Origin of the sequence: Thiobacillus sp., from assembly GCA_024235835.1 — a bacterium.
Classification (GTDB): Bacteria; Pseudomonadota; Gammaproteobacteria; order Burkholderiales; family Thiobacillaceae; genus PFJX01.
This window is the reverse complement of record JACKLQ010000001.1, coordinates 752,342-767,394: the sequence shown is the minus strand read 5'-3', so window position 1 is coordinate 767,394 and position 15,053 is coordinate 752,342. Positions and strand designations below refer to the sequence as shown.

The window sequence follows — 15,053 nt, the reverse complement described above, 5'->3', positions numbered from 1 at the left end:
TCGGGATTGGAAATGCCGCTCCCTCACCCCTGCCCCTCCCCCGAGGGAGGAGGTAGGGATTGGCTCCATCTCCCACCGGGAGAGCACCCTGAAGGCCATAATGGTGAGGGTGAGGGAACAGCGTCTCGAGTGGCACTTCCCCCACGTCCCCGCATCGCCGACCTGCGCCACCACCTGCAAGCCCTGGGCGCCCTGCCCAAGCACCAATACCGCGTCCTGCGGGCCTGGGTGCAGCGGGCTTCCCTGGACACCCGCTACCGCAAGGCGGAAGACTTCCTGCCCAAGGCGGTGCGTGAGGCCCTGCCGGACCTCATGGACGGGTTGCAGGGCCTGGCGCGCCTGGTATCCCGGCACCCGGGGGCCGACGGCTCCTCCAGGCTGCTGGTGAGGCTGGCCGATGGACAGACGGTGGAGAGCGTGCTCCTACCCCGGGACGGCCTGTGCGTGTCCACCCAGGTGGGCTGCGCCGTGGGTTGCACCTTCTGCATGACGGGCCGGGAGGGCCTGAAGCGCCAGCTGGGCAGCGCCGAGATCCTGGCCCAGGTCGCCCTGGCCCGGTCCCTGGCCCCCGTGAAGAAGGTGGTATTCATGGGCATGGGGGAGCCATCTCATAACCTGGACAACGTGCTGGAAGCCATCGAGTGCCTGGGCCAGGAGGGGGGCATCGGCCACAAGAACCTTGTGTTCTCCAGCGTTGGCGACCCGCGCGTGTTCGAACGCCTGCCCCAGGGCCCGGTGAAGCCGGCCCTGGCCCTGTCCCTGCACACCACCCGCCCGGAATTGCGGGCCCGCCTGCTGCCCAAGGCGACCCCCATGGATCCCGCCGAACTGGTGGCCCTGGGGGAGGCCTACGCCCGTGCCACGGGTTACCCCATCCAGTATCAGTGGACCCTGCTGGAGGGCATCAACGACACGGACGATGAGGTGGAGGCCATCATCCGGTTGCTGGCCGGCAAGTACGCCATGATGAATTTCATCCCCTTCAATGCCGTGGAGGGGCTGGATTACCGGCGCCCCGACCTGGAACGGGCCGCCCGCATGGCCGGCATGCTGCACCAGCGGGGCATCATTGCCCGGCTGCGGGACTCCGCCGGCCAGGACATCGACGGGGGCTGCGGCCAGTTGCGGGCCCGGGCACTGGCACAGGCCGAAGCCCAAGCCTAGTCCCACCCCCGGGCCTGGGGCAGTGTCAGGTCATATGATGCAGCAGGCTGGCGTCAGGCCCTCGGAACGGTAGTGGCGCCGCACCAGGCTGTGGACCTGCCACAGGCACCGGCCCGCGGGGATCACCACCAGGTCGCCGGCGTTCACCGTGACCGGCTCCCCGCCCTCCGGTGTCAGGGTGGCGCTGCCCGCCAGGAAATAGCTGTTCTCGGCGGCGTCGTAGGGCAGGGTGCGCTCGCCCTCGGCATCCTTCCAAGTAGGCCAGCCATGGACTCCCAGCTCGGTCTGTCTGGCCTGGGAGATGGCGCGTTCCACAATAAGAGACATGGGTATTATCCCTGCAAGGTAATCGGGGTATGAATTAGGGTATGTTATGGCGGCCATGACGAAAAGAATCCGCTACGGTGACTACCTGGGTCAGGTCCGGGTGCGCCAGATCGCCATCAGCTACAACCATGTCACCGCCTACGACGCCCAGCACCGGCGCCGTCCCCGCCTGCGTCCCCGGGACATGTACCGCCTCGTCGCTCCCTACGTGAGCACCCGATTCCTGGACCAGTTCCGTGCGGTGATTCCGGTGGCGATCTTCCTGGCCCTGTTCCAGTGGCTGGCCCTCCAGTCCCACGTGCAGGGGGCCACGGGCATCGCCCTGGGCATCGGCGTGGTGATCCTGGGGCTCATGCTGTTCATGGAGGGCCTGAAGCATGGCCTGATGCCGTTTTCTGAGAATATCGGCCACCTTCTGCCGACCCGCTCCTCCCTGGCCTCGGTGCTGGGGGTGGCCTTCATCCTGGGGGTGGCGGCCACCTTCGCCGAGCCGGCCATCGGCGCCCTGCGCACGGTAGGCCAGTTGACCGACAGGGAACAGGCGCCCCTGCTTAATTACCTGCTCAATACCAACCCCGAGGCGGTAGTCTATGCCGTGGCAGGCAGCGTGGGCCTGGCGGTGCTGGTGAGCATGCTGCGCTTCATGCGGGGCTGGAACCTGAAATGGCTCCTGCTGCTGGTGGCCGTGCCCTGTCTCCTGCTCACCGCCTACCTGGCCATGGACCCCCTCCTGAGCCCCATCATCGGCCTGGCCTGGGACTGTGGCGCCATCACCACCGGCCCGGTCACCGTGCCCGTGGTGCTGGCCCTGGGCATCGGCGTGTCGGCGGCGGCGGGCAAGGAGAACAATGCCCTGGACGGATTCGGCATCGTCACCCTGGCCTCCCTGTTTCCGCCCCTGGCGGTGATGCTGCTGGGCCTGTTCATTGGGCATGGGGGACTGCCGGCGGACCTGGCGGCTGCCTCCCCCCCGGCCGCCAATGCCGGGTTGATGGAGGACGTGGCGGCGGCCCTGCGCGCCATCGTGCCCCTTACGCTCCTGCTGTGGCTGGTGCAGCGCTTCTGGCTCCGGGAGCGCGTCCAGCATGCCAACCTCATCCTCTATGGCATCTTCCTCTGCGTGCTGGGCATGATGGGCTTCAACATCGGACTTTCCGAGGGCCTGAGCCCCCTGGGGGTGCAGGTGGGGGACCAGCTCTCCTCGGCCTTCCAGGCGGACGGCGCCCTTTACCCCTATTGGGTGGGCCTGGCCCTGGCCCTGCTGTTCGCCGCCTGCCTGGGCTTCGGCGCCACCATGGCGGAGCCCGCCTTGAGCGCCCTGGGCACCACGGTGCAGAACCTGACGGACGGTGCCCTGCGCAAGCGCACCCTGATCCACGCCGTGGCTGCCGGGGTGGGACTGGGCACCCTGCTGGGGGTGGTGAAGATCATCTTCGGCGTGCCCCTGGCCTGGCTACTGCTGCCAGCTTACGGCCTGGCCCTGGTGCTGACCCTGTTCGCCAGCGAGGAATATGTGAACCTGGCCTGGGACAGCGCGGGCGTCACCACGGGGCCGGTGACCGTGCCCCTGGTGCTGGCCATGGGCCTGGGCCTGGGCCGGGCGGTGGAGGCCCAGGAAGGCTTCGGCATCCTGGCCATGGCCTCGGTGGGGCCCATCATCAGCGTGCTGGTGGTAAGCCTGTGGGTACAGATCCGGGAATGGTTGTATCGATTCGATTTCGGGAGAGTGGCATGAAGACCACCAAGGAAGGCACTGAGGAGCTCATCGTCCTCACCGACGCCGTGCTCATCACCTGCATCGTGCAGCGGGGGGCGGCGGAGGCGGCGGTGCAGGCCGCCCGCCGGGCCGGGGCCCAGGGGGCCACCATCTTCTACGCCAAGGGCACGGGGGTGCGGCAGAAGCACCTGGGCATCCTGGGGGTGACCCTGTCCGCCGAGAAGGAGGTGATTTACATCGTCGCCGCTTCGGACCAGGCTGACCGCATCTTCGACAAGATATTCACTGCCGCCCAGCTGGATACGCCGGGCATGGGCATGATCTACATGACCCCCCTGGAAAAGATGGCCACCTACGTGCCGGCCGAGATCATCGAGCGCTTCGCCCACTGAACGGCTGACCATGTCCATACCTCGCTACAAGGTCATCCACTGCCTCCTGCCCTCAGGCCGCGCCGTCGAGGCCCTGGAGCGGCTGCGCCAGGAAAAGGGCATCGCCGACGTGTTTCACCACCATGCCCGGGGCGGTGGCATCAGCACCCGCAAGGGACGGGAATCCTTCCACTACATCGAGCGGGAGATCGCTACCGTGCTGGTGCCGGAGGAACGGGCGGACGAGATCTTCGAGTTCCTGTACTTCGCCACCGGGGTGAACCAGCCCCACTCGGGCATGGTGCTCATGGAAAAGACGGTCATGGCCAGGCCCATCGTCCTTCCCCCGGATATGGAGGGAGACGGGGAGGCACCGGGTGCTGACCCGGTTCCCTGAAGTGGCGCGGGCAGTTCTTGCCCAGGGAGCGATGCGCCCGTCTGTTTGATCGGCGCGGGCAATCCCACCCTGGGGCCCAACCGGCCAGCCCCAGGCAGGTGGATGGCCGGGGATGGGGTGGCGAGGCCACCCCGCCCTGTCAGGCCCTGGAATCCCCGGAACCGCCGCTGGTGATGGCCGCCTGGGCCGCCGCCAGGCGGGCGATGGGTACCCGCGGCCCGGAGCAGGACACGTAGGTCAGGCCGATCTGGTGGCAGAAGCGGATGGAGGCCGGGTGGCCGCCATGCTCGCCGCAGATGCCCACCTTCATGTCCGGCCGGGTGCCCCGGCCCCATTCCACGGCCAGCTGCATCAGCTTGCCCACGCCCTTGGTGTCCAGCACCTCGAAGGGGTTGTCCTGGAGGATCCTGCTCTGGTTGTACATGGGCAGGAACTTGTTCTCCGCGTCCTCCCGGGAGAAGGAGAAGGTGGCCTGGGTGAGGTCGTTGGTGCCGAAGGAGAAGAACTCGGCCTCCTCCGCCAGCATCTCCGCCCGCATGCAGGCCCGCACCACCTCCAGCATGGAGCCGAACTTGAAGTTCAATTTCACGCCCGAGCTGGCTTCCACGTCGGCGCGGATGTCTTCCACCCAGGACTTCACCTTCCGCAATTCCTCGGCGGTGCAGACCTGGGGCACCATGATCTCCGGGTGCACCTCGACACCGGCCTGCTGGCACTGGGCGGCGGCCTCCAGGATGGCGCGGATCTGCATGGAGTAGATCTCGGGGTAGGTCAGGCCCAGACGCACGCCGCGATGGCCCAGCATGGGGTTCACCTCGAACAGGGCCCGCACCTTCCTGAGCATGGCCTCCTTCTTCTGGATGGCCTCGTCCACCAGCACCGGGTCGGCGGGCAGCTGCACGTGGGGATGGATGTCCTTGGTGCGGTACATGAAGTCCACCGCGTCATGGAGCACCTGCATGCCGCGGATGGTGTCCCGCAGGTGGCGCAGCTCGGTGAGATCCTCCACCAGCTGGTCGGCGGTGGGCAGGAACTCGTGGATGGGCGGGTCCAGCAGGCGGATGGTCACGGGCCGGGGGGCCATGGCCTTGAAGATGCCGGCAAAGTCCTCCCGCTGGATGGGCAGCAGCTTGTTCAGGGCCACCTGGCGGTCCGCCGGGGTCTCGGCGACGATCATCTCCACCACGATGGGCAGGCGTTCCACGGCGTTGAACATGCGCTCCGTGCGGCACAGGCCGATGCCCATGGCGCCGTATTTCAGCGCCTGCTCCGCATCTGGGGGGGTATCGGCGTTGGCCATGACCTTGAGGCGGGCCATCTCGTCGGCCCAGCCCAGCAGGGTGTCCAGCTCGGCGGAGAAGTCCGCCTCGATCATGGCCACCTCGCCCACGTAGACGTTGCCCGTGGTGCCGTCGATGGTGATGATGGCCCCCTCGCCGAACACCTGGTCGCCGACGATGGCCTGGCGGGTGTGCACGTCCACGTGGATGCCTTCGGCGCCGGCCACGCAGGGCTTGCCCATGCCTCGGGCCACCACGGCGGCGTGGCTGGTCTTGCCGCCCCGGCTGGTGAGGATGCCCTGGCTGGCGAAGAAGCCGTGGATGTCTTCCGGCTTGGTCTCCTCACGCACCAGGATGACCTTCTGGCCGCCCCGGCCCAGCTTCTCGGCCCGGTCCGCGTCGAATACGGCGATGCCCGAGGCGGCGCCGGGGGAGGCGGGCAGGCCCCTGGCCACGGCCTTGGCCTTGGTCTTGGGGTCCAGGCGGGGGAACAGGAGCTGTTCCAGCATCTCCGGCTGGATGCGCATGAGGGCCTGGGTCTTGTCGATGATGCCTTCCTGGACCATCTCCACCGAGGTGCGCACCAGGGCGGTGGCGTTCATCTTGCCGTTGCGGGTCTGCAGGCAGTAGAGGGTGCCCTTCTCGATGGTGTACTCGTAGTCCTGGATTTCCTTGTAGTGGCCTTCCAGCTGGTCGCGCAGCTCCACCAGCTGCCGGTACAGGTCCGGCATCTCCTTTTCCAGTTCCGCCACGGGCTTGGGGGTGCGGATGCCCGCCACCACGTCCTCGCCCTGGGCGTTCACCAGGTACTCGCCGAACATCACGTTCTCGCCGGTGCCGGGGTCCCGGGTGAAGCCAACCCCTGTTGCCGAGTCGTCCCCCATGTTGCCGAAAACCATGGCCACCACGTTCACCGCTGTGCCGTTGGCCATGTCCGGGGTGATCTTGAATTCGCGCCGGTAGTCCACGGCCCGCTTGCCGGACCAGGAGTTGAACACCGCCTGGATGGCGATCTCCAGCTGTTCGTAGGGGTCGGCGGGGAAGGGCTTGCCCGTGACCCGCTCCACTACCTTGAGAAAGCGCTCGGAGATGTCCGCCAGGTGCGCGGCTGACAGGCCCACGTCGTGCTTCACGCCCGCGTCCGCCTTCACGGCGTTGAACTCGGCGTCGAATTCCTCTTCCGGCACGCCCAGGGCCACCTTGCCGAACAGCTGGATGAAGCGGCGGTAGGCGTCGTAGCCGAAACGCTCGTTGCCGGTCTGGGCGACGAGGCCCTGGAGTGTGTCCGCATTGAGGCCCAGGTTGAGGATGGTATCCATCATGCCGGGCATGGACAGGGCGGAGCCGGAACGCACCGAGACGAGGAGAGGGTTCTCCCGGCCGCCGAAGGTCTTGCCGCTCTTCTCCTCCACTGCCGCCATGTGCAGGCGCACCTGTTCCATGACGCCATTGGGCAGGGCCTTTTCATCCAGGTAGGTCAGGCAGGCCTCGGTGGTGATGACGAATCCCGGTGGCACCCGCAGGCCGATCTGGGTCATTTCGCAAAGGTTGGCGCCCTTGCCGCCCAGCAGTTTCTTGTTCTTGCCGTCGCCCTCGGCGAAGGCGTAGACCCATTTGCTCATGGTGTGTTTCTCCCAATGACTATCCCCGCCAGGGATGCGGTGACGACAACGTACGGCACACAGGGGGATTTTTGATGAAAACGGTTCCGCAACGAGACAGCGGAATGAATGTATGGTGACACAGAGTTCTGACCTGGGCTAAACGCGAATGTTCACCGACTGTCGGCAGGCGATAGCCGCCGGGGACGGGTTGCATGGCCGCCGGCACCAGACGGGCAGACGCGGTGTTCGCTGAACTAACCTTAGCCCGGGTGAGGCTGGAGCGCTACCGGTTGCGGCGGCACACTGGCCTAATTGCTAACCAGCCCATGTCGTGCCATATCGATCTGTTCCGGGAAGAGACCCCTACTTGGACAGGCTTTCCTTCTCCATCAGGATGTAGGTGTTGTAGGCGTTGCGCCGGTTGGCCTCGATGAAGGCGGGCATGTGCTCGTACCTGGACCAGTCGGTGTTGAAGTACGCCTCGTCGAAGGGCACCAGGTCCGCCACCGCCTTGCCCATTTCCGCCCGCACGAAGCGCAGGTAGTCCCGGGTCAGGGTCAGGTCCTGCACCGGGGTGTCCGAGGCGCCGCCGTGCCCTGGCACCAGGTACTTGGGCTGGAGGGCGATGAGCTTGTCCAGTGCGGCGAGCCACAGCTTGGAGTCGGCATCCCCCACGAATGGCACGCGGCCCTTGAACACCAGGTCGCCGGCATAGAGCACCCCGTCTTCCTGCACGAACATCACCATGTCCTCGGGGGAGTGGGCGGGACCCACATGGCGCAGGTTGAAATGCACGCCCCCCAGCTCGAAGTCGGTATCGCCGGAAAGCCACTTGTCCGGTTCGGGGAAGCGCTGGGTCTTGTCGTTGATCCACTTGCCCAGGATGGTCTTGCGCTGCTCGAAACGCAGCTTCTGGGCATCGGTGCCGTTGGCCATCTTCGCGCTCTCGTGGGCCCATACCTCGGCACCCAGTTCCTGGAACAGCTGCATGCCGTAGTAGTGGTCCGCGTGGTAGTGGCTGACGATGGCGATCCTGATGGGCTGCCGGGTGACCTCCCGGATGCGCTTCACCATGGCCTGGGCCAGGGAGGGGGAGCCCAGGGTGTCGAATACCACCACCCCCGCCGGCGTGACCACGAAGCCCGCGTTGGACATGAAGCCCTCGTTGCGGGTGCTGGCGGCGCCGGCCAGTCCCGGCACGTAATAGCTGTGGGGCGCCAGTTGCGCGGCCCGGACTTTCACGCCAACGGGCGGATAGGTGGACGCCGCCAGGGCGCTCAGGGCGGACAGGCAGGCCAGGAAGAGAGATAAAAGGGCGAGGGACCGTGGGAGTTTTGCATTCATGGAAGGGATTATAGAAAGGCCCGCTTCGGGAGGGATGTAGTATCTTTGGGCCGTTTGCCATAGCCCATTTCGCCTGTGAACGCCCCCAGGTTCCTCAAGCCGTTCATTCCCTTCCTTCTGGCCTTTGTCCTGCCCCTGGTGGCCATCTACGCCTGGTGGGGCGGCTTTCGCGATGTGGCCATCCAGCCGGGCACGGGTGGGCCCTACGCCTATGTCTACCTGGAACAGAAGGGCGACTACTCCAAGCTGACTGAACTGGCGGGGGAAGTGGCCAGGGAACTGGCGGCCCAGAAGATCGAACCGGGCCTGCCCATCACCGTGCTGTACTCCAATCCGGACCTGGTGGACGTGGGCAAGCGGGTGGGGCGCGCCGGCTACCTCCTGCCGACGGGTGTCCAGGTCCGGCCACCCCTGCTGCAGGACACCATTCCCGCCCGCCCGGTGCTCATCGCCCGCATCCAGGCAGGCAGCCTCCTGGCCCCCGGCAAGGCCTACGCCGCCCTGGATGAATACCAGCAGGCCCGGGGCCGGGGCATCGTGATGCCCACGGTGGAGATCTACCGGTCTTCCGGCACACCCCTGGAGATGGGGTTGCTGACGGTGGAGATGGAGGATGGCCCCCAGCGTGCCCCCGAGGGACAAGGCTCCCTCCGTGAGGACCAGGAATCTTCCGGGGAGGACCGATGAACCTCCTCGCCCTCATCGCCGCCATGTTGTGGGAGCGCTACCAGCCGGATCTGCCCGTGCGCCCCCGGGAAACCGCCCGGCGCTGGATGATCTGGCTGCTGAACAACGTCAACGCGGGGGACGAGCGGCATGGCCTGCTGGCCTGGAGCCTGGGCGTGCTGGCCCCCGCCCTGGCGGTGGGCCTGGCTGCCATGCTGTTGCACGGCATCTGGACGCCCCTGGGCTGGGCTTTCGAGGTGGTGGTGGTGTATTTCTGCCTGGGGTTCCGGCGCGCCTCCTACCAGGCTTCCAGCGTGGCCCGTGCCCTCCAGGGTGGCAGGCTGGAGGCGGCCAAGGCCAAGCTGGGCGAATGGCGGCCCAGCCTCATCATCGGCGATGGCGGCGATGACGTGGCCCTGCAGGCTGCCGAGGAAATCCTGCGCCAGGCCCTGGTGCGGCTGTTCGGCGTGGTGTTCTGGTTCGTGCTGCTGTCGGGCCTGGGGGCGGTGCTGTTCCTTCTCAGCCACCTGGCCCGGGACCAGTGGCACATGGAGCCCCGCTTCGGTCGGGTGGCCGCCCGGGCCGTGTATTACCTTGACTGGCTGCCGGCCCGGGCCACGGCCTTCAGCTTCGCCATCGTCGGCAACTTCCAGGATGCCCTGGAGAGTTGGCGGGGACAGGCCCATGACTGGGGCGACGAGAACGAGGGCATCCTCCTGGCCGCCGGCGCGGGGGCCCTGGGCATCCAGTTGGGCGGCACCGTGCTGCTGTCGGGAGGCGAACTGCAACGGCCAGTGCTGGGGAGCGGCGATCCACCCTCCGCCGAATCAATGAACGGCATCGTCGCCCTGGTCTGGCGCGCCGTCCTGCTCTGGGGGGCCATCCTGGGCCTGTTCTGGCTGGGCAGCCTGTAAACGGCTGAACCCGAATGCTCAACACCCTGTGGGTCAGCTTCTTCGCCATCGCCTTCGGGGCCTCCGTCCTGCAATTCATCGGCGGTGACCCGGCCATCTTCGGCACGGTGATGAAGGCGGCCTTCGAGGCCGCCAGGACCGCCTTCGAAGTGGCCCTGGGCCTCACCGGCGTCATGTGCCTGTGGCTGGGGGTGATGAAGGTGGGGGAGCGGGCGGGCTTCCTGGACCTGCTGGGCCGGGCCCTGGCACCCCTGTTCGCGCGCCTGTTCCCCGACGTGCCGAAGGGGCATCCCGCCCTGGGCTCCATCACCATGAACATGGCCGCCAACGTGCTGGGCCTGGACAACGCCGCCACGCCCATGGGCCTGAAGGCCATGCGGGAATTGCAGACCCTGAACCCCAGCCCGGACACGGCCAGCAATGCCCAGATCCTGTTCCTGGTGCTCAACGCCTCGTCGGTGACCCTGCTGCCTGTGACCATCTTCACTTACCGGGCCCAGATGGGGGCGCAAGATCCCACCGACGTCTTCATCCCCATCCTCATGGCCACCTATTGCTCCACCCTGGCGGGCTTCCTGTTCGTCGCCACCATGCAGCGCCTGCGCCTGGACGCGGTGGTGCTGGCCTGGCTGGGGGGGCTGACGGCGGTGGTGGGGGGGGCGGCCCTGTACTTCGCCCAGTTGCCGGCGGAGCAGATGACCGCCCAGTCCTCGGCCCTGTCCAACTTTCTCCTGCTGGGCCTGGTGACCCTGTTTCTTCTGGGGGCAATGGCGAAAAGGGTGAATGCCTACGAAGCCTTCATCGACGGCGCCAAGGACGGCTTCCAGACTGCGGTGACCATCATCCCCTACCTGGTGGCCATGCTGGTGGGCATCGGCATGCTGCGGGCCAGCGGCGCCCTGCCGGCCTTCGTGGAGGGTGTGCGCGGCATCGTGGCCGGCCTGGGCTTTGACACCGCCTGGGTGGATGGCCTGCCAACCATTTTGATGAAGCCCCTGTCCGGTTCCGGCGCCCGGGCCATGATGGTGGAGACCATGCAGGCCAGCGGCGCGGATTCCTTCGCCGGCCGCCTGGCCAGTATCGTCCAGGGCAGTACGGAGACCACCTTCTACGTGCTGGCGGTGTATTTTGGCGCCGTGGGCATCAAGCGGGTGCGCTATGCCGTGGCAGGGGGTCTGGTGGCGGACCTGGGCGGCTTCGCGGCGGCCATTGCGGCGGCCTATCTGTTTTTTGGCATCGCTGCCTGATGTCCTAGGACTGGAAGAAACGAGGAGATGTCGATGTTGTCCCGGCTTCGCGCTTTCCTGGCAAACCTGTTGGTGAAGACCCCCGTGCGGGTCATCCTGGCTCTGGTGGTGGTCTATTTCCTGTTCGGCTGGTTCGCCTTCGAGCCCCTGGTGAAATGGGCCGCCCCCAAGGTCGTGGCGGACAATAGCCGGCATCACCTGGCCATCGCCACGGCCAGGTTCGACCCTCTGGCCCTCTCCGTCCAGGTAAAGGGCCTGGCCCTGAAGGAACCGGACGGCAAGCCCTTGCTGACCTTCGACGAACTGTTCGTGGACTTCGAGGCCAGCGGCCTGCTGCGGCGCGCCTTCGCCTTCAGTGACATCCGCCTGGTGGGGCCGGATGCCCACCTGGTGCTGCTGCCGGATGGAAAGCTCAACTGGACGGCCCTCATCGAGGCCTTCAAGAGCGAGGAGGAGGATGAAGACAAGGAACTTCCACGCCTGCTCATCGACCGCATCTCCCTTGCCAAGGGGCAACTGCACTTCACCGACCACAAGATTGCCCAGGGGCACACGACCAATCTGCACGACCTGCATTTCCAGTTGACGGATCTGTCCACCCTGCCGGACGACAAAGGCGCCTACACCCTTTCAACCCGCATGAACAACGGCGCCCGGGTGCGCTGGAAGGGGGAGTTGAGCCTGAACCCCATCCTGGCCACGGGGAAGCTGGCCCTGGAAGAACTGCATCTGGCGAAGGTGTGGCCTTACCTCAAGGACAGCCTGAACATGAGGACGCCGGGCGGTGTGGCGTACCTGGGTTTCGACTACCGGGCGGCCTACGACAATGAACAGTTGTCCCTCTCCCTGGATGACATGGGCTTCAAGCTGGAGGGCCTCGCGTTGCAGGGCAAGGATGCCGCCGAGCCGGCGGTGGCCCTGGGTAGCCTGCAAGTGAGCGGTGGCCGCTTCGACCTGCAACAGCGACGACTGGACATCGCCAGGGTGGCCCTCCAGGGCGGCCATGTGCACGTGGCGCGCCGGGTGGACGGCAGCTTCGACCTGACAGACTGGTTCCGGCCTTCTGACGATGCGTCCCAGGCCGAAGCGACAAGGGGTGGTCAGGAGGCCGTGCCTGGATCGCCTCCCCTGGTGTCTCCAGCCAAGGGCACGGTTGCCGACCTGGACAGCATCCTGCCCGGCGGCGAGGTGCGGCTTGGTGGCCTGGCCTTTGCCTACAAATCCACCAGGCTGCACCCGGACAGCAAGCCCCGGCTGGACAAGGTGGTGCGGGCCATGCGGGACAAGCCGGACCTGCGGGCCCATATCGGCGGCCACTCGGACAGCGTCGGCAGCGATGCCTACAACCTGCGCATGTCAGCAGCCCGGGCCGAATCGGTAAAGGCCTATCTGGTCGACAAGGGCATCAGCCCGGAGCGCATCGCCACCCGGGGTTACGGGGAAAGCAGGCCCGTGGCGGACAATGCCACTGACGCCGGCCGCACCGCCAATCGACGGGTTGTACTGCGCTTCCATCTGCCGGGCGAGGACCCGGATGGTCCTGCGGCTCCAGGTGGTTCCGCCGCGGGTGTATGGACCGTGAACCTGGGCGATTTCCTGCTGGATGGCCTGGGCGTGCGCTATCGAGATGCCGGCTTCGAGTCACCCCTGGGCGTGGAGGTAGGCAACGTGAAGGTGGGTTTCCAGGCCCAGGCCCAGGCGGGTGCCGGCATCCCCCAGGCCAGGGTTGACGGCTTCGGGGCCAGTCTATCCGGCATTCGGCTGACTTCCGAATCCATTCACCAACCCATCCTTGTCATGGGTGGCATCAACCTGGAAGGGGGGCGACTGGACCTGGCCGCCCGGGACGCCAGCCTGTCCAGGCTGGCCCTGGTGAATGGCAGGGTGGTGGCCGAGCGGGATGCCCAGGGGCGCATTCCCCTGGCGGCAGCCTTCAACCCGGCTGCGGCGGCCGGCCCGCGGACCACGCCGGTGAACAACGGCGAAAGCGGCGGCAATGGCGCCGGGGAATCCTGGAAGTACCGTCTCGATGCATTCGAACTGACGGGCTTCGAAGTGGCCGTGCAGGATCGCACCACCAGCCCGGCAGCCGGCCTGACCTTGCAGCAGATCCAGGCCAGTCTCACCGGCCTGAGCCAGGACATGGGGGCGAACCTGCCCTTGAAGCTCAGCCTGAGGGTGAAGGAGGGCGGTGCCTTCCAGGCGGACGGCAAGGTCGTGCCCGCCAAGGCGGCGGCTGACATCCGCCTCAAGCTCACCAATCTCAGCCTCCTTCCTGCCCAGCCCTACGTCAGCCAGGCCGCCAACCTGATCCTGGCTTCCGGGGCGGCATCCGCATCCGGGCGCGTGAAGTTCGACAAGCAGCTGAAGTTCGACGGCGGCTTCCGGGTGACGAACCTCCTGCTGAACGAGTCCGAGGGCGGCGCCCGTTTCCTGGCCTGGAAGGCGCTGGAGAGCGATAGCGTGAGCTACCGCCCGGAGGCCCTGGACATCGAGGAACTCAAGCTGGATGGCCTGGGGGCCAAGCTGGTGATCTACGAGGACAAGACCGTCAACCTGAAGAAGATCCTCAAGCCCCAGGTGCCGCCCGCCCAGGGGCCTTCTCCGGCGCCTGCCATGCCCCGGGCCGACAAGGACGCTCCCGCTACCCGCATGACCATCGAGCGGGTGCGGGTGGCCAATGGCGAGATGGATTTCGCCGACCACTCCCTGGCCCTGCCTTTCGGAACCCGCATCCACAAGTTCCAGGGAGCACTCAACGGCATCTCCACCCAGCCTGGCAGCGCGGCCCAGCTGGAACTGGACGGCCAGGTGGACGAATACGGCCTGGCCAGGGCCGTGGGCCAGCTGGACCTGTTCGATCCCACGGCCTTCATGGACATCAAGGTGGTTTTCCGCAACGTGGAAATGACCAGCCTGACGCCCTACACGGCCACCTTCGTGGGCCGCAAGATCGCATCCGGCAAGCTTTCCCTGGACCTGGAATACAAGATCAAGGAACGCCAGCTCCTGGGCGAGAACCAGATCATCATGGACAAGCTGACCCTGGGCGAGCGGGTGCAAAACTCCACGGCCAAGGATCTGCCCCTGGACCTGGCCATCGCCATCCTCCAGGACAGCGACGGCCGCATCGACCTGGGCCTGCCCGTGTCCGGCAGCCTGGACGATCCCCAGTTCAGCTACGGCCGCATCATCTGGAAGGCCATAGGAAACATCATCACCAAGATCGTCACCGCTCCCTTCCGTGCCCTGGCCAGCCTGTTTGGCGGCAATGGCGAGAAGTTGGAAAAGCTGGCCTTCGAGCCGGGGGAGGCGGGCCTGACGCCGCCGGAGAAGGAGAAGCTCAAGCAGATCGCCACCGTGCTCAACAAGCGGCCCGGGCTGGCCCTGACCGTGCATCCTGCCTGGTCCGCCGACATCGACCGTCCCGTGGTGCGGGAAGCCCGCCTGCGCCGGGCTGTGGCGGAAAAGATGGGCCGCGGGCTAGGGCCCGACGAGGAACCCGGACCCGTCTCCACCGCCACTCCCAAGGTCCAGGCTGCCCTGGAGGCCCTCTACGCCCAGCGCGTCGGCGAGGAAGCCATGAACACGCTGAGGGCCAGGTGGCTCCAGGCCAATCCGGACAAGAAGCAGGAGAGTGGCGCGGGCAAGCTCATGTCCCGCCTGAAGGGGTTGCTCAAGAAGGAGGAACCCCTCTCCGAGTCGGACATGAGCGCCCTCAAGGGCACCGAGCTCCATGCCTTGCTTTATGAACGCCTGCTTGCCAGGGAGACGGTCACGGATGACGATTTGCGTGCCCTGGCCGGCAAGCGCGGCAAGGCCATCTTGGCCGGCCTGGCCGGCGCGGGGATTTCCGAGGCGCGGGTCAGGCTCGGGGAAACAGAGCCTTTCACCCAGGAAGGCAGGGAAGTGCCGGCCCGCATGGAGCTTGGCGTTGCCAAGTCCTTGAGCCAGGACACTCAAGTTTCTTCCGATAATGCCGAAAAGTAGAAATCTGTCACCTTCCAGCCCGGTATTCGGGA

At 66.7% G+C, this 15,053-nt stretch carries 11 protein-coding genes; 8 read left to right on the top strand and 3 right to left on the bottom strand.

The features are described 5' to 3' along the window. Positions 1-12: 12 nt before the first annotated feature. Positions 13-1,164, top strand: coding sequence for an RNA methyltransferase (locus H6935_03705; protein MCP5277450.1), 1,152 nt, complete (start codon positions 13-15; stop codon positions 1,162-1,164). A gap of 30 nt (positions 1,165-1,194) precedes the next feature. On the opposite strand, the gene H6935_03700 is transcribed toward H6935_03705, so the two are convergent. Then, entirely contained in the window at positions 1,195-1,491 is a 297-nt protein-coding gene (locus tag H6935_03700) for a cupin domain-containing protein (GenBank protein MCP5277449.1), read from the bottom strand. A gap of 55 nt (positions 1,492-1,546) precedes the next feature. Here H6935_03700 and H6935_03695 point away from each other — a divergent pair, with 55 nt between their 5' ends. From H6935_03695 to H6935_03685, 3 genes are read left to right on the top strand one after another with little or no spacing between them, the layout of a single operon-like run. Further along, complete coding sequence (locus H6935_03695; GenBank protein ID MCP5277448.1) at positions 1,547-3,226, top strand: DUF1538 domain-containing protein; 1,680 nt, start codon at positions 1,547-1,549, stop codon at positions 3,224-3,226. Beyond that, complete coding sequence (locus H6935_03690) at positions 3,223-3,600, top strand: P-II family nitrogen regulator (GenBank protein MCP5277447.1); 378 nt, start codon at positions 3,223-3,225, stop codon at positions 3,598-3,600. The genes H6935_03695 and H6935_03690 overlap by 4 nt, the downstream gene beginning before the upstream one ends. Before the next feature lie 10 nt (positions 3,601-3,610). Then, positions 3,611-3,976 (top strand): hypothetical protein, encoded by a 366-nt coding sequence (locus H6935_03685; GenBank protein ID MCP5277446.1) that lies wholly within the window; start codon positions 3,611-3,613, stop codon positions 3,974-3,976. Between the two features lie 139 nt (positions 3,977-4,115). Here H6935_03685 and H6935_03680 read toward each other — a convergent pair whose 3' ends face one another. Together H6935_03680 and H6935_03675 are read right to left on the bottom strand one after the other, a co-directional pair. Next, the gene (locus H6935_03680) at positions 4,116-6,878 is read right to left on the bottom strand and encodes a pyruvate, phosphate dikinase (GenBank protein ID MCP5277445.1); all 2,763 of its coding nucleotides are present in this window, start codon (positions 6,876-6,878) and stop codon (positions 4,116-4,118) included. Between the two features lie 345 nt (positions 6,879-7,223). Next, positions 7,224-8,204, bottom strand: a complete 981-nt coding sequence (locus H6935_03675; protein ID MCP5277444.1) for an MBL fold metallo-hydrolase — start codon at positions 8,202-8,204, stop codon at positions 7,224-7,226. 75 nt (positions 8,205-8,279) lie between these two features. Between H6935_03675 and H6935_03670 the strand changes: the two genes are divergently transcribed. From H6935_03670 to H6935_03655, 4 genes are read left to right on the top strand one after another with little or no spacing between them, the layout of a single operon-like run. Beyond that, positions 8,280-8,891, top strand: coding sequence for a hypothetical protein (locus H6935_03670; GenBank protein ID MCP5277443.1), 612 nt, complete (start codon positions 8,280-8,282; stop codon positions 8,889-8,891). Next, positions 8,888-9,784, top strand: coding sequence for a cobalamin biosynthesis protein (locus H6935_03665; protein MCP5277442.1), 897 nt, complete (start codon positions 8,888-8,890; stop codon positions 9,782-9,784). Before H6935_03670 ends, H6935_03665 begins: the two co-directional genes overlap by 4 nt. Before the next feature lie 14 nt (positions 9,785-9,798). After that, positions 9,799-11,031, top strand: a complete 1,233-nt coding sequence (locus H6935_03660) for a hypothetical protein (GenBank protein MCP5277441.1) — start codon at positions 9,799-9,801, stop codon at positions 11,029-11,031. 33 nt (positions 11,032-11,064) lie between these two features. Continuing rightward, positions 11,065-15,021, top strand: coding sequence for a DUF748 domain-containing protein (locus H6935_03655; GenBank protein ID MCP5277440.1), 3,957 nt, complete (start codon positions 11,065-11,067; stop codon positions 15,019-15,021). Positions 15,022-15,053: the final 32 nt, after the last annotated feature.

Bases quoted from the DNA above. Each gene is read 5' to 3' on its own strand.
- H6935_03705 (MCP5277450.1), top strand. From the start codon at position 13: ATGCCGCTCCCTCACCCCTGCCCCTCCCCCGAGGGAGGAGGTAGGGAT.
- H6935_03700 (MCP5277449.1), bottom strand. From the start codon at position 1,491: ATGTCTCTTATTGTGGAACGCGCCATCTCCCAGGCCAGACAGACCGAG.
- H6935_03695 (MCP5277448.1), top strand. From the start codon at position 1,547: ATGACGAAAAGAATCCGCTACGGTGACTACCTGGGTCAGGTCCGGGTG.
- H6935_03690 (MCP5277447.1), top strand. From the start codon at position 3,223: ATGAAGACCACCAAGGAAGGCACTGAGGAGCTCATCGTCCTCACCGAC.
- H6935_03685 (MCP5277446.1), top strand. From the start codon at position 3,611: ATGTCCATACCTCGCTACAAGGTCATCCACTGCCTCCTGCCCTCAGGC.
- H6935_03680 (MCP5277445.1), bottom strand. From the start codon at position 6,878: ATGAGCAAATGGGTCTACGCCTTCGCCGAGGGCGACGGCAAGAACAAG.
- H6935_03675 (MCP5277444.1), bottom strand. From the start codon at position 8,204: ATGAATGCAAAACTCCCACGGTCCCTCGCCCTTTTATCTCTCTTCCTG.
- H6935_03665 (MCP5277442.1), top strand. From the start codon at position 8,888: ATGAACCTCCTCGCCCTCATCGCCGCCATGTTGTGGGAGCGCTACCAG.
- H6935_03660 (MCP5277441.1), top strand. From the start codon at position 9,799: ATGCTCAACACCCTGTGGGTCAGCTTCTTCGCCATCGCCTTCGGGGCC.
- H6935_03655 (MCP5277440.1), top strand. From the start codon at position 11,065: ATGTTGTCCCGGCTTCGCGCTTTCCTGGCAAACCTGTTGGTGAAGACC.